A 14,566-nucleotide genomic window follows, 5' to 3' on the forward strand; every position below is an offset into this window, starting at 1 on the left:
GTACATAGATGAATTTAGGAATTGTTGGTTTACCAAATGTAGGTAAAAGTACTTTATTTAATGCAATAACTAAAGCTGGAGCAGAATCTGCAAATTATCCATTTTGTACAATAGAGCCTAATGTTGGTGTTGTAAGCGTTCCAGATAAGAGGCTAGACGTATTAGAAAAAATGTATAATACAAAAAGAAAAGTGTATACTGCAGTAGAATTTTATGATATAGCAGGATTAGTAAAAGGAGCTTCAAAGGGTGAAGGTCTAGGAAATAAGTTTTTATCACATATAAGAGAAGTTAATGCAATAGTGCATGTAGTTAGATGTTTTGATGATGGGAATGTTGTTCATGTTGAAGGCTCAGTAGATCCAATAAGAGATATTGAAACAATAAATTTAGAACTTATTTTTGCTGATCTTGAAGTTTTAGAAAGAAGAATGGAAAGGACTATAAAACTTGTAAGATCAGGAGATAAAACTGCAAAAGCAGAATATGCTTTAATGGAAAGAGTTAAAGAACATTTAGAAAAAAATCTTCCAATAAGAACTTTAGAAGTTACAGAAGAGGAAGAAGAAATAATTAAGGGATTATTTATGATAACTTCAAAGCCTGTTCTTTATGCTTGTAATATATCAGAAGAAGATATGATGGCTGGAAACTTAGAAAATGATTATGTGAAAGCTGTTAAAGACTATGCAAGGGCAGAAGGTTCAGAAATAGTAGTGGTATGTGCAAAATTAGAAGAAGAATTATCTGGTCTTGAAGATGATGAAAAACTAGAAATGTTAAAAGAGTATGGACTAGAAGAATCAGGTCTTGATGTTTTAATTAGAAAAAGCTACAAATTATTAGGTCTTATAAGTTTCCTCACTGCAGGTGTTCAAGAAGTTAGAGCTTGGACAATTAAAGAAGGAACTAAAGCACCTCAAGCTGCTGGAAAAATACATTCAGATATTGAAAGAGGCTTTATAAGAGCTGAAGTAGTTGCTTATGATGATTTAGTAGAATGTGGTTCAGAAGCAAATGCAAAGGAAAAAGGGCTTTACAGATTAGAGGGTAAAGATTATGTAATGAAGGATGGAGACGTAGTTCATTTCAGATTTAATGTTTAATTGAAAATAAATCTATAAGGACTGTTTAGGCAGTCCCTTTTTTATTTAAATAGATATATGTAATTTTATGTAATACTACATTAAATTTACATATATCTATTTTTATTATTTAAGAAAATTAAAATATTTATTACTGTTTATCTAAATATTACTTGAAGAAATGGAAGAAGTTATATAAAATAATAGTATAAAGTGGTTAAAAGTGGTTGAAAGTGGAGCAAAAAATATTAAAGTGGAGTAATAAATTAAAAGGGTAGATAAAAATGTTTATTGGTGAATATCAACATGGTCTTGATTCGAAAAACAGAATGATTGTTCCTGCTAAGTTAAGAGAAGGACTAGGTAGTAAATTTGTGATTACAAAGGGACTAGATGGATGTCTTTATGCCTACCCTATGGAAGAGTGGAAAGCACTTGAGGAAAAATTAAAATCATTACCACTTACCAATAAAGATGCTAGAGCCTTTGTTAGATTTTTCTTTTCTGGAGCTTGTGAAATAGAATTAGATAAGCAAGGAAGAGGATTAATACCACAAAATTTAAAGGAATATGCAAATATAGAAAAGGAAATAGTAAGTATTGGGGTATTAACTAGAGTAGAAATTTGGAGTAAGGAAAAATGGGAAGAATACAATGAATCAGATATTGATTTTGATTCTATTGCAGAGAAAATGAGTGATTTAGGAATATAAGGAGAAAAGCTATGGAATTTAAACATGTTTCTGTACTGTTAAATGAATGTATAGAAGGATTAGATATTAAAAAAGATGGAATATATGTAGATGGAACCTTAGGTGGTGCAGGACATTCCTATGAAATCCTAAAGCATTTATCGGACAAAGGCCTGCTCATTGGAATAGATCAGGATGAAGACGCCCTTAAGGCAGCAAAAAAGAGATTACAAAATTATAAAAATGTAAAGTTTGTACATAATAATTTCTTTAATATAGCTTCAATTTTAAATGAATTAAAAATAGACAAAATTGATGGTATGCTAATGGATTTAGGAGTTTCTTCTTATCAATTAGATGAAGCAGAAAGAGGCTTTAGTTATATGAAGGATGCTCCTTTAGATATGAGAATGAATAGAAATAATACTTTATCTGCATATGAAGTAATAAATGATTATGCTGAAGAAGATCTTTATAGAATAATAAGGGATTATGGTGAGGAAAAATTTGCAAAAAGGATTGCTAGATTTATAGTAGAAAAAAGAGAAGATAAAAGGATAGAAACAACCCTTGAATTAGTAGAGATAATAAAGGCTGCAATACCTGCAAAAGCAAGAAGGGAAGGACCACATCCTGCAAAAAGAACTTTTCAAGCAATTAGAATAGAAGTAAATAGTGAATTATCAATATTAAATAAAGCTATAGAAGATGGAATAAATAGATTAAATAAAGGTGGAAGGATGGCAATAATAACTTTTCATTCTTTAGAAGATAGAATAGTGAAAAATAAGTTTAAAGAATTAGCAACTTCTTGTACATGTCCAAAGGAATTTCCGATATGTGTATGTGGAGGAAAGGCAAAAGTAAAAATAATTAGTAGAAAAGCAATTGAACCATCAAAAATAGAGGTAGAAGAAAATCCAAGAAGTAGAAGTGCAAAACTAAGAATTGTAGAGAGAATATAAAAAAGTTAAGTTAAACGGCTGGGGGAGTAATAAAATGGTTAATAATGAATATGATTATATAAGAGGAAATACTGCTATTAAACCAAAGAGAAAAGATAATGCAATAGAAAAAAGAAGACAAAAACGAAATTTAGAAGAAAGAAGAAGAGAAATACAAAGGAAAGAAGCTCGTCAAAATAAATCAATTGTAATGAATATATTACATGTGGCCACTGTAATATTAATTTTGGGGGTAATTAATATTGCTTTGGATGGAAGAGTTTATAAAACACAAAAAATCTTAAGTGATGTAAAAAATGAAATTAGAATTGCTAAAGCAGAAGGAGAAGCATTAAGGGTAAATTTACTAAAGAATTCTTCAATTGAAGAAATTAAAGAATATGCTAATGCAATAGGAATGAAAACTCCAGGGAAAAATGACACAGTAGTAGTAACTATAAAAAAGAATTTTTTTGAAAACATACAAGAGTAATAGATAATAAAATAGTACACTTGCCAGATAAAGAATACTTAGTATTCTACATGTTTTAATAATTACATGGAGGCATAGTTGTGAATAAAAGAAATTTTAGGGATAAAGCGCTAATGAAAAAGAGAATATCATTAGCGCTTACCATATTAATGTGTATTTTTATGCTCTTAATTATTAGATTATCATATATTATGATAGTTAAAAGAGAAGAATACTCAGCTAAGGCTGAAGAGCAGTGGACCAGTGAGGTAAAAATTGATGCAAGAAGAGGAAAAATATTAGATAGAAATGGAGTAGAACTAGCTGTATCAGCTGATGTTTACAGAGTAGATTTTGATTTGAATTCTATTAGAGCTTATTTGAAAAAGGAAAATGTAACAAAAGACGAAATTGCACCTAAAATTGCAGAGGCATTAGATATGTCTGTGGAAAAAATATTAGATAAGTTAAATACAAAATTGCCAAGTGGTGCAGATGCAGGGGCAGCTAAAGTAGTAAGAAGGATAGAAAAAGAAGCTGCTGATAAGGTAAGATCTTTAAACATACCAGGAGTAATTGTTTCTCCAGACACAAAGAGATATTATCCAAATGCAAATTTTTTAGCTCATGTATTAGGAAGCACTAATATAGATGGACAAGGTTTAACAGGAATTGAGCTTCAATATAATGAATATTTATCAGGAACACCAGGACTAAGAATCACAGAACTTGATAAGTATAATGATGAATTACCTTATACCATTTCTAAATTTACAACTCCAGTGGATGGAAAAGATGTTGTTTTAACTATAGATGCGAATATACAAGCCTTTGCAGAAAAAATTGCAGAAAAAGGATATATTGATAATCAAGCTAAACAAGTTTCTATTTTAGTGATGAACCCTAATAATGGCGAAATACTAGCAATGGCAAATAAGCCTGATTTTGACCCTAATAATCCTTTTGAAGGTGCAGAAAACTATTCTGGATCGACTGAATCTGAAAAAGTTCAAAAAATGTGGAGAAATCGTCTAGTAAATGATACCTTTGAGCCAGGATCTATTTTTAAGGTCGTAACAATGGCTTCAGCTTTGGAAGAAGAACTTGTGAAAGAAGAAGAGACATTTGTTTGCAATGGTAGTTTAAGAGTTGGTCCTCATACAATTAAGTGCTGGAGAAGGGGTGGGCATGGAACTCAAATACTGCCAGAAATTCTTCAAAATTCATGTAATGTTGGTTTCATGGAATTAGGAAAGAAAATTGGAAAAGAGAAGTTAAATGAATATATTAAAAAACTAGGTTTTGGAGAAGTTAGTGGAATAGATTTACCAGGAGAAGCAAAAGGAATTGTTAAAAAGACGGCAGATATGACAGAAGCTGATTTAGCAACCATATCCTTTGGACAAACAAATACAGTAAATCCAGTTCAATATATGGCAGCCTTTAATAGTATTGCAAATGGTGGAAAGCTAATTCAACCTCATATAATGAAAGAAATAAGCCATATAGATGAAAATGGAAATGTTGTAATAGATGAAGTATTTGAGCCAACAGTAAAAGAAGTGCTTAGTGAGGAAAAAACTGCAATACTTAGAGATTATTTAGAAAGAACAGTTGCATATGGTGGTGTAAGTAAGGTTTATGTAGAAGGCTATCACATTGGAGGAAAAACAGGCACTGCTCAGAAGGTTAATCTTAATGGTGGAGGATATGAAACTGGTAAATATATATCATCAGTTGCAGCCTTTGCTCCAGTGGATAATCCTAAAATATCTATATTTATTTCTATTGATGAACCAGGAACAGGAATATATTATGCTGGTCAAATTGCAGCACCTCTAGCCCATGAATTATTTATAGATATATTTAATTATATGAATTCTGAAATATCGAAAGATAATGTTGATAGTATTGTTAAAGAGGTTGTTGTGCCTGAAATTAGGGGATTAGAAGTTTCAGAGGCTATAAAAATATTAAAAGAATTAAATCTAAAGTATAATATTAATGGAGAAGGGGATATAATTACAGAAGTAAAGCCTTATCCAGGATATATTGTTAAAGAAAATTCAACAATAAATATAGACATAGGTAATTTAGAGTCTTATAATAAAAATATCATTATGCCTGATTTAAGTGGATACTCTTTAGAAGCTGCAATTAAGTTATTAGATAACTTAGGATTAACTTATAGTTATGAAGGTAGCGGTGCAGTAGTTAAGCAAAGTATACCAAAGGGAGAAATGATTAAAAAAGGAACTAATGTGAAAATTATTTTAAATGATGAGTATGGAGATTAGTTTTAGAATATCCCTTTCTACTAGCATGTGGGAAACTCACATGCTAAATTTTTATCAATAATAGGGACTTCAATTACACTATAAGGAGATGATAATATGAAACTATTAGATTTATTAAGTGGAGTAAACTATAAAGTTTTACAAGGAAACCTAGACAAAGAAATAAATCATATTCAATATGATAGTAGAAAGATTAAAGAGGGAGATTTATTTGTTTGCTTAACAGGTTTTGAAGTAGATGGGCATAATTATGCAAAAAATGCAGTAGAATCAGGGGCAAAAGTTATTCTTTGTGAAAAGGAAATTGATATAGATAATCAAGATGTTACAATTTTATTAGTTAAAGAGGGGAGAAAAGCTTTAGCTATAATATCTGCAAATTATTATGATCACCCAACCAAAAAACTGAAGTTAATAGGTGTTACAGGAACAAATGGAAAAACAACGACAGTTTATCTTTTAAAATCCATATTAGAAAAGGCTGGAAAAAAGGTTGGTTTAATTGGAACTATTGCTAATTATATAGGAGATAAAAAGTTAGAATCAGATCATACTACTCCTGAATCTTTAGAGTTACAAAAATTATTTAGGGAAATGGTTGAGGAAGGTTGTGAATATTGTGTAATGGAGACTTCTTCCCATTCTCTTGATTTAGATAGAGTTTACGGATGTGAGTATGAAGTTGGAATATTTACAAATCTAACTCGTGATCATTTAGATTTCCATAAAACCTTTGATAATTATTATAATGCAAAATTTAAATTATTTGCTAGAAGCAAGGCTTCTGTAATCAATATAGATGATGACTATGGCTATAGAGTATATAAGGATGTTGAAAAGTTAGGCAATAAATTAATAAAGACATATTCAGTAAAGAATGAAAGTGATTATAAAGCGGAAAATATTCAATTAAAAGAAGGAGATATACATTTTATAGTTAATGGTTATGAGTTTAACTCAACATTACCTGGAGAATACAATGTATACAATGCCTTAGGAGTTATAGCTGCATGCAATATATTGGATATTGATAATGCTTCAATACAACAAGGTTTATTGAACACTGTAGTTCCAGGTAGATGTGAAAGAATTGGATATAAATATAATATACCATTCGATATTGTAATAGATTTTGCTCATACTCCAGATGGATTAAAGAATATACTAGAAACCTTAAAACCTTTTGCCAAAAATAGATTAATTGCTGTTTATGGTTCAGGAGGAGATAGAGATAAAGTCAAAAGAGCAGAACTGGGAAGAGTGGGAACAGAGCTTGCAGATTATGTAATTATTACATCAGACAATCCTAGAAAAGAAGAGCCTATGGCTGTTATTAGAGAAATAGTTGCAGGAATCAGCAAAACAAATTATATAGCAATAGAAAATAGAATAGAAGCAATAAAAATGGCAATAGATATGGCAGAAGAAGGAGATGTAATTGTTCTTGCAGGAAAAGGTCATGAAACATATCAAATTTTAAAAGATGGTAAAATTCATTTTGATGAAAGAGAAATTGTAGATGAAATTCTAAAGGATAAAAAGAAATAATTAGAGGTGAAATAATGGATTTAACTCTTAATGAAATTGTAAATGCTGTTAATGGAGAACTTATTATAAATAACAATAATGCATTTAATAAAGTTTGTATTGATACAAGAAAAATCGAAAAAGATAATATTTTTTGGGCTATTAAAGGTGAAAACTTTGATGGAAATAAATTTGTGATTGAAGCTTTTAATAAAGGAGCTTCAATTGCTGTAATTGATAATATATTTTTTGATTTTAATGAAATAAAAGATGATGTGACAGTTATAAAGGTGTATGATACATCTAAAGCCTTATTAGATTTAGCAAAATATTATAGAAAGAAGTTAAACTTAAAGGTAGTAGGAGTTACAGGATCCTGTGGTAAAACTTCAACTAAGGATTTAATTGCTGCCTTTTTAAGTGAAAAGTATAAGGTTTTTAAAACAAAGGGGAATTTTAATAATAATATTGGATTACCTTTAATGATATTAGAATTGGACAGTAGTTATGATGTAGCAGTTCTTGAGATGGGAATGAGTGATTTAGGCGAAATTGATGTTTTAGCTAATACCGCAGATCCAGATATAGCTGTTATAACTAATATAGGCTTATCTCATATTGAAAATTTAAAAAGCCAAGATAATATTTTAAAAGCTAAAATGGAAATTACAAATTATTTTGATGAAAGTAATACATTAATTATTAATGCTGAAGACGATTATTTGAAAAAAATAAAAGATAAGTGTTTTGAAGTTGTAAAAATTGGTTATAATCATGAATATGATGTTTGCGCTTTTAATATTATATTAGAAGAAGAAAAAACAACTTTTACTGTTCAGGATAAGTATGAAAAAAGTACTTTTACAATACCGATGCCTGGAAAGCATAATGTATTAAATTCATTACTTGCAATAGCGGTTGCTAAAAAATTAGATCTATCAATGGAAGAAATGGAAAAAGGAATAAGAAATTTAGAAGCAACTTCAATGAGATTGCAAATAATAAAGCAAGAAAAAATAACAATAATTAATGACTGTTATAATGCTAGTCCTGCTTCTATGAAATCATCATTAGATGTATTAAATACTTATTTAAATAAAAGAAAAGTTGCCATCCTAGGAACGATGAATGAATTAGGTGAAAAAGCAGTCGAGGCACATAAGGATATAGGAAATTACGCTTCTGATAAGGTGGATTTATTAATTGCTATCGGAGAATATAAAAATTATTTAAAAGAAGAATTTAAAGGGAATAATATTTTAACCTTTGAAACTAAAGAAGATTTTATTAATGTTATTAAGGACATTATCAAAGAAGATGATGTGATTTTAGTAAAAGCATCAAGAGGTAATAAATTTGAAAGCATAGTAAATTCATTAGAAGAGCTTTCTATATAACGAAGGAGGTGAATCTGTCATTTTTGACAGAGGTACAATATGGGGGATAAAATTTTAGAAATATTAGCATCAAATATAACAATAGGGTTGCTTTTAGGTTTTATTATTTCATTATTATTAGGACCAATAGCAATACCTGCTTTAAAAAGATTAAAATTTGGTCAAAATATCAGAAAGGAAGGACCACAAAGCCATCTAAGAAAAGCAGGTACACCAACTATTGGGGGATTAATATTTATAATTTCAACGTTAATTTCAATGATAATAATGAGATATGATATTACAGATGAAGCAATGATTGCTCTATATTCATTAATTGCTTTTGGTTTTATAGGTTTCTTAGATGATATATTAAAAATAATTAAAAAAGAAAATGAAGGTTTAAAAGCGTGGCAAAAGATGGCTCTTTTAGTAGCTTTTGCAGTTGCTATTTCAATTTATGGTTATAATTATTTAGGAACTGCTTTAAGAATACCTTTTATAGGTACAAAAATACCTTTGGGAATTTTATACATTCCATTTGTAATAATTTATTATGCAGCAACAACAAATGCAGTAAATTTAACAGACGGTTTAGATGGTTTAGCTGCAAGTGTAAGTATTTTAGTATTAACATTTTTTGCAGTAGTTTCTTATGTAATGGGTCATGAATCCTTGTGCGTATTTTCAATAATTTTAGCAGGTGGCCTACTTGGATTTTTAAAATATAATGCTTATCCGGCAAATGTTTTTATGGGGGACACTGGTTCCCTTGCAATTGGTGGTGCAATAGGTACAATAGCATTAATTCTAGAGATGCCTTTAGTACTATTTATAGTTGGTGGTATATATGTATTTGAAACTATATCTGTAATACTTCAAGTTTCATCATATAAATTAAGAGGAAAAAGGTTATTTAAAATGGCACCAATTCACCATCATTTTGAGCAAGTAGGTTGGAGCGAGGTAAAAATAGTTTCAATTTTTAGTGTAATAACAACTATTTTATGTTTTATAGGATTCATTGCCCTTTAATTAATTAATTGGAGGAATTTTATGAGAAATGAAAAGACAAGAATAAAAATAGGGGAAATTGACTATGGTATATTTTATTCTGTCATATTATTATTAGCAATTGGAGTTGTTATGATATATTCCGCAAGTTCATATTATGCCATGTTTAAAGAGGGTGACAGCATGGTATATTTAAAAAAACAAATTATATGGTCAGTTACCGGTTTAATTAGCATGGTCTTAATGATGAACCACGATTATCATAAGCTAAAAAAAATAACTCCACATTTACTTATTATTGCTATCCCCTTATTAATTGCAGTATTCTTTTTCCCAGCAGTTAATGGGGCTAAAAGATGGATACAGTTAGGTCCATTATCATTTCAGCCATCAGAGTATACAAAATATGTTGTAGTATTATTTCTGGCAATGAGTTTAGATTTAAAAGGTGATGGAGTAAAAAAATTTTGGACTGGAATTGTACCATATTTAGGAGTTTCCGGATTTTTTGCGGCATTAATATTAGCAGAAAAAAATCTTAGTATTGCGGCAATAATAATGATTGTAACATATATTATGTTGTTTGTTGCAGGAGGAAGAATTCAAGATTTAGTTGGAAAAGTTGCACCTGTTTTATTGACGGCGGTATTGTTTTTTATCTTTGGAGAGAGTTATAGAAGAGCTAGAATGTTGAATTTTTTGAATCCTTGGAAAGATCCTGCCGGCGACGGATATCAATTAATTCAATCATTTTATGCTTTAGGTGCAGGTGGAATTACTGGTCTTGGTCTTGGTCAGTCAAGACAAAAGACTTTATATATGCCAGAGCCACATAATGATTTTATATTTTCTATAATAGGAGAAGAACTTGGATTAATTGGTTGTCTTGTAATAATATTACTTTTTATTTTATTTGTATGGAAAGGAATAAAGGTTGCTATAACTGCAAAGGATAATTATGGAACTTTATTAGCTATTGGAATAACGTCTATTATAGCAGTTCAGGCTATAATAAATATCGCTGTAGTTACAGGTTCCATGCCTGTAACAGGTGTACCTATGCCTTTTATAAGTTATGGTGGTACATCATTAGTTATAAATATGATAGCAATGGGAATACTTTTAAATATATCAAGACAATGTAATAAATAATAAATTAAAAAACTGATTTCTATTAAAATAGAAATTAGTTTTTTTTATAGAAATTATTTTATTATTAAGATTTTAAAAATAATAAAAAAATAATGAAAAAATATCCATAAAGTGATATTATTATATTAGATTATAACATTATGTAAAAGTAGGAGAATTATGAGTAACAGTAGTAGTTTTATTCAAAAAAGAAAGAGAAAAAAAACAATTAAAAAGTTAACTTTAGGTTTATTTGTTATTATTGTTGGAATAATTATATTTGTGTACAAAGCACCAATATTTAATTTGAAAACTATTAATGTTAAGGGGCTCGTTACCTTAACAAATGAATCTATTCAAGAAATGTTAAAATATGAAATAGGTCAAAATATTTTTACTATAGATTATAGGGATATGGAAAACACTCTTAAAGAAAATCCGTACATAAAAAATGTAAAAATAGCAAAAAGCAGCATAAATTCCCTTAGTATTGAAATTGAAGAAAATAAGATAGGTTTTTATAGTATTAGGGAAAACACAATATTTACAATTAACAATGAAGGTACAATAGTAGAAGAAGTAACAACAATTGGGGATAAAAATTTAATTAATATTGAAGGAATAGATTTATATGATAAATCTATTGGAGATAAAATTTTGGATGATAAAAATATATCCCAAATATTGGATGAGTTTTATAGAATGGAAGAAGCTATACAAGAATATTATCAAATATCTAAGTTAAATTTAGAAAATGTAGATAATATTATTTGCTATATAGGAGATGTAAAAATAATATTAGGTAATAAAAATGATTTACAGGAAAAAATGAATTTTGCCTTAAACATATTAGAACAAGAAATTATTTCTAAAGGCTATACAAAGGGTTATATAGATTTAAGTTTTGATGGAAGTCCTGTAATGAAAGTAGAAGGTTGAAGAAAGGAGATAGCTTTGTGAAAAAGGTCACATCACAGATATTTGTCGCAATAGTTTGTGCAATACTAGGTTTTTTATTAGCACATCAATTTAAAATGCTAAATGAAAAAAATAAAGATACAGTAGGTAATCAAAACTTAGATATTATGGCAGAAATTGATGCATTAAATAAAGAAAAGGAAGAATTACTTAAGGTTAATAGTGAATTATTAGCAGAATTAAAAAAATTAGAAGAAACAGCTGCAGCTGAAGGTGCTATGGAAGCTGAAATAAAGAAACAGCTTGATAATACAAGGATGCAATTAGGTTTAATAGATGTAAAAGGGCCAGGTATAACAATAACAATAACACCTAAAACTAATATTTTTGGGGGAAATAGTACTGATACAACAAGAAATATAAGTGAAAGTGAAATTGTGCATATAGTAAATTCATTAAGATATGTAAGAGCTGAAGCTATTTCAGTTAATGATTATAGATTAACTCCGCAGACAGGAATTAAGGATTCAGGAGGATGGATTTGGATAGGAAATGAGAAAATAAATCCTAAAGATAAGATTGTTATTAAAGCAATTGGAGAGAAAGAGTCTTTAAGTTATGCAGCAAATTTTGTAGGAGTACTTGATTATGGAGCACTCCAAAATTATTATAGTGAAGTTAAGGAAAGTGATGAAATTATAATAAAGAAAACAACTCAGACAATTAGAAGTGAATTTATAAGTCCAGTTGAATAGGAGGAGAGAGATTATGATAGCAATAATCGGACTATTAATAGGAGTGCTTCTTGGATTATTATTAAATATAAATATACCACAAAGTCTATCACCCTATTTGTCAGTTGCAATTTTGGCGTGTCTTGATTCGGTGTTTGGCGCTGTTAGAGCAACTTTATCTAATAATTTTAAAGCAGATATATTTATTTCAGGTTTTTTTGGAAATGCAGCACTGGCAGCAGTTTTAGCATATTTAGGAGATAAATTAGGAATACCAATATATATTGCTGCAGTAATAGTTTTTGGAGGCAGAATTTTTGACAATTTTGCAGTTGTTAGAAGGTTATTAATTGAAAGGATAAAATCTCGTAATCGAGGTGATTAAATGAAGTTTACTAAAGGAAAATTCTTTATTCTTATTGGAGGAATTATAACTGGTTTTTTTATAACTAATAACATTGGAAAAAATGCTAAAATTACAAGTAGTTTTTTAAGTTCAAAAGAATATCAAAACGCAATAGAAGAAAGAAATAAATTATATAGGGAGATTGAAAGTATAAAGGAAGAAAATATAGATTATCGTTTTAAAATTAGTAAATATGAAGGGAACAGTCCAGAAAAAACACAAAAGCTTATTGAAGATATGAAAAAACAATTAGCTGATTATGGTCGGCTATCAGGGATAAATGCAGTAACTGGACCAGGAGTTGTTTTAACTATTCAAGATGGTGATTTTAATAAAATATTAGATTCTCAGGCAGATATATGGAGAAAAATATTTCATGAACAAGATATGGCGTTAGTATTAAATGAAATTAGAAATACTAGTGCTGAAGCAATTGCAATTAATAATCGTAGAATTCTGACAAATACTGGTGTTAAATGTTCATGGGCTTTTATTGGTTTTGAAGATGATTCTAAAGAACATCCGCCTTTTTATATTTATATTATAGGAAATCCTGATGAAATAATGGCATCATTATCAGCAGAAGATAGCTATATACAAAAGTTAATGTTAAGAGAAATTAAAGTAGAGATTGAGAAAAGAGATGAAATAGTTATTCCTGCTACTTTACAAAATACAATAGCGAAATATATGGAAATCTATGGTGAAATTTCTGAAAATAAAAAATAAACGAATTTTTTGAAGGATTTTCGCTTTTTTTGAAGAATAATTTTAGTAAGTGTAATATAATTTTATACTTCTTTAGGAGGAATTATATTGAGCATAAAAGAAGAAATAATTAAAATTAAAAATTCAATTCCAAGTAATGTAAAATTAGTTGCTGTATCGAAAACTAAACCTATAGAAGATATAATGGAAGCTTATAAAGCAGGGCAAAGAGATTTTGGAGAAAATAAGGTTCAAGAACTGCTTGAAAAAGAAATTTCCCTTCCAAAAGATATTAACTGGCATTTAATTGGGAAACTTCAGACAAATAAAGTGAAGTATATAGTAGGAAAAGTATGTTTGATACATTCTTTATCAAGCATAAAATTACTTGATACGATAGAAAAAGAATATTCTAAAAAGAATTTGACAGCCAATACATTAATACAAATTAATATTGGACGAGAAGATAGTAAAAATGGCATTTTTATAGAAGAGTTAGATGAATTAATTGATGCTATTGAAAGAAGCAAACATTGTAAGGTAAAAGGTATTATGACTATAATACCAAAGGGTTCAGATGAGGAAAATAGATACTACTTTAAAGAGGTTAAAAAGATATACGATAATTTAAAGGAAAGAAAATTTAAAAATATTTCTATGGAGATTTTATCTATGGGAATGTCAAATGATTATAAAATTGCAATAGAAGAAGGAGCCAATTTAATTAGAATTGGTCAAGGAATATTTGGAAAAAGAGTATTAGGAGGTAATAACAATGGCTAATGTTTTTGGAAAATTTAGAGAAATGATAGGTATGGGAGATGATTATGAAGAAGACTTCAATGAATTTGATGATACAGTTTTAGAAGAAGAATATGAAGAAGAGATTGAACCTATAATATCAAAGCAAAAAGGGAATAAAGTTGTAAATATTCACACTACAGCTACAACTAAAGTTATGATTACTAAGCCTAATAATTATGATGATGCTAGGGAAATAGCAGATGCAATTAAAGCTAGAAAGATAGTTTTAGTAAATGCTACAACTTTAGAAACAAAAATTGCACAACGTTTGGTTGACTTTATCAGCGGTTCATGTTATGTATTAGGAGCAACATTACAAGAAATAGAGCAAAGGGTGTATTTATTGTCACCTTCTAATGTAGAAGTGACTAATGAATTAAAAAATGAACTTAGTTCAAAAGCTCTATTTAATTGGAATAAGTAGATAATAAATTATTATGGCTCGATTAAATATGAGG

The 14,566-nt window shown here is 28.8% G+C and carries 15 protein-coding genes; all 15 read left to right on the forward strand.

The window, feature by feature from the left end; translation table 11 throughout:
* Positions 1–8 precede the first annotated feature (8 nt).
* The gene (ychF, locus tag BEN51_RS03910; protein ID WP_119864783.1) at positions 9–1,106 is read left to right on the forward strand and encodes a redox-regulated ATPase YchF; all 1,098 of its coding nucleotides are present in this window, start codon (positions 9–11) and stop codon (positions 1,104–1,106) included.
* A gap of 263 nt (positions 1,107–1,369) precedes the next feature.
* Positions 1,370–1,798, forward strand: a complete 429-nt coding sequence (gene mraZ, locus BEN51_RS03915; RefSeq protein WP_119864784.1) for a division/cell wall cluster transcriptional repressor MraZ — start codon at positions 1,370–1,372, stop codon at positions 1,796–1,798.
* 11 nt (positions 1,799–1,809) lie between these two features.
* On the forward strand, positions 1,810–2,742 hold the full coding sequence (gene rsmH, locus BEN51_RS03920; RefSeq protein ID WP_119864785.1) for a 16S rRNA (cytosine(1402)-N(4))-methyltransferase RsmH: 933 nt from the start codon (positions 1,810–1,812) through the stop codon (positions 2,740–2,742).
* Between the two features lie 34 nt (positions 2,743–2,776).
* Positions 2,777–3,214 (forward strand): cell division protein FtsL, encoded by a 438-nt coding sequence (locus tag BEN51_RS03925; RefSeq protein WP_119864786.1) that lies wholly within the window; start codon positions 2,777–2,779, stop codon positions 3,212–3,214.
* An 80-nt stretch (positions 3,215–3,294) separates the two neighbouring features.
* Positions 3,295–5,490 carry a stage V sporulation protein D gene (locus tag BEN51_RS03930; RefSeq protein ID WP_119864787.1) on the forward strand — a complete coding sequence of 732 codons (2,196 nt, stop codon included), beginning with the start codon at positions 3,295–3,297 and terminating at the stop codon, positions 5,488–5,490.
* A 96-nt stretch (positions 5,491–5,586) separates the two neighbouring features.
* Entirely contained in the window at positions 5,587–7,038 is a 1,452-nt protein-coding gene (locus tag BEN51_RS03935) for a UDP-N-acetylmuramoyl-L-alanyl-D-glutamate--2,6-diaminopimelate ligase (protein ID WP_119864788.1), read from the forward strand.
* A gap of 14 nt (positions 7,039–7,052) precedes the next feature.
* Positions 7,053–8,414 carry a UDP-N-acetylmuramoyl-tripeptide--D-alanyl-D-alanine ligase gene (locus BEN51_RS03940; protein WP_119864789.1) on the forward strand — a complete coding sequence of 454 codons (1,362 nt, stop codon included), beginning with the start codon at positions 7,053–7,055 and terminating at the stop codon, positions 8,412–8,414.
* A gap of 39 nt (positions 8,415–8,453) precedes the next feature.
* The gene (gene mraY / locus BEN51_RS03945) at positions 8,454–9,428 is read left to right on the forward strand and encodes a phospho-N-acetylmuramoyl-pentapeptide-transferase (protein ID WP_119864790.1); all 975 of its coding nucleotides are present in this window, start codon (positions 8,454–8,456) and stop codon (positions 9,426–9,428) included.
* A 21-nt stretch (positions 9,429–9,449) separates the two neighbouring features.
* Positions 9,450–10,559 (forward strand): stage V sporulation protein E, encoded by a 1,110-nt coding sequence (spoVE, locus tag BEN51_RS03950; RefSeq protein ID WP_119864791.1) that lies wholly within the window; start codon positions 9,450–9,452, stop codon positions 10,557–10,559.
* 159 nt (positions 10,560–10,718) lie between these two features.
* Positions 10,719–11,477: a cell division protein FtsQ/DivIB gene (locus BEN51_RS03955; RefSeq protein ID WP_119864792.1), complete on the forward strand. Its 759-nt coding sequence runs from the start codon at positions 10,719–10,721 to the stop codon at positions 11,475–11,477.
* A gap of 17 nt (positions 11,478–11,494) precedes the next feature.
* Positions 11,495–12,211 (forward strand): DUF881 domain-containing protein, encoded by a 717-nt coding sequence (locus BEN51_RS03960; protein WP_119864793.1) that lies wholly within the window; start codon positions 11,495–11,497, stop codon positions 12,209–12,211.
* A 13-nt stretch (positions 12,212–12,224) separates the two neighbouring features.
* Positions 12,225–12,575, forward strand: coding sequence for a small basic family protein (locus BEN51_RS03965; RefSeq protein ID WP_119864794.1), 351 nt, complete (start codon positions 12,225–12,227; stop codon positions 12,573–12,575).
* The gene (locus BEN51_RS03970; RefSeq protein ID WP_119864795.1) at positions 12,576–13,325 is read left to right on the forward strand and encodes a DUF881 domain-containing protein; all 750 of its coding nucleotides are present in this window, start codon (positions 12,576–12,578) and stop codon (positions 13,323–13,325) included.
* An 87-nt stretch (positions 13,326–13,412) separates the two neighbouring features.
* A complete protein-coding gene (locus BEN51_RS03975) occupies positions 13,413–14,087 on the forward strand; it encodes a YggS family pyridoxal phosphate-dependent enzyme (protein ID WP_119864796.1) in 675 nt (224 codons plus the stop codon).
* Positions 14,080–14,532, forward strand: a complete 453-nt coding sequence (locus tag BEN51_RS03980; protein ID WP_119864797.1) for a cell division protein SepF — start codon at positions 14,080–14,082, stop codon at positions 14,530–14,532. Before BEN51_RS03975 ends, BEN51_RS03980 begins: the two co-directional genes overlap by 8 nt.
* The last annotated feature ends 34 nt before the right edge of the window (positions 14,533–14,566 follow it).

This window comes from Clostridium isatidis (assembly GCF_002285495.1).
In the GTDB taxonomy this organism is placed as follows: Bacteria; Bacillota; Clostridia; order Clostridiales; family Clostridiaceae; genus Clostridium; species Clostridium isatidis.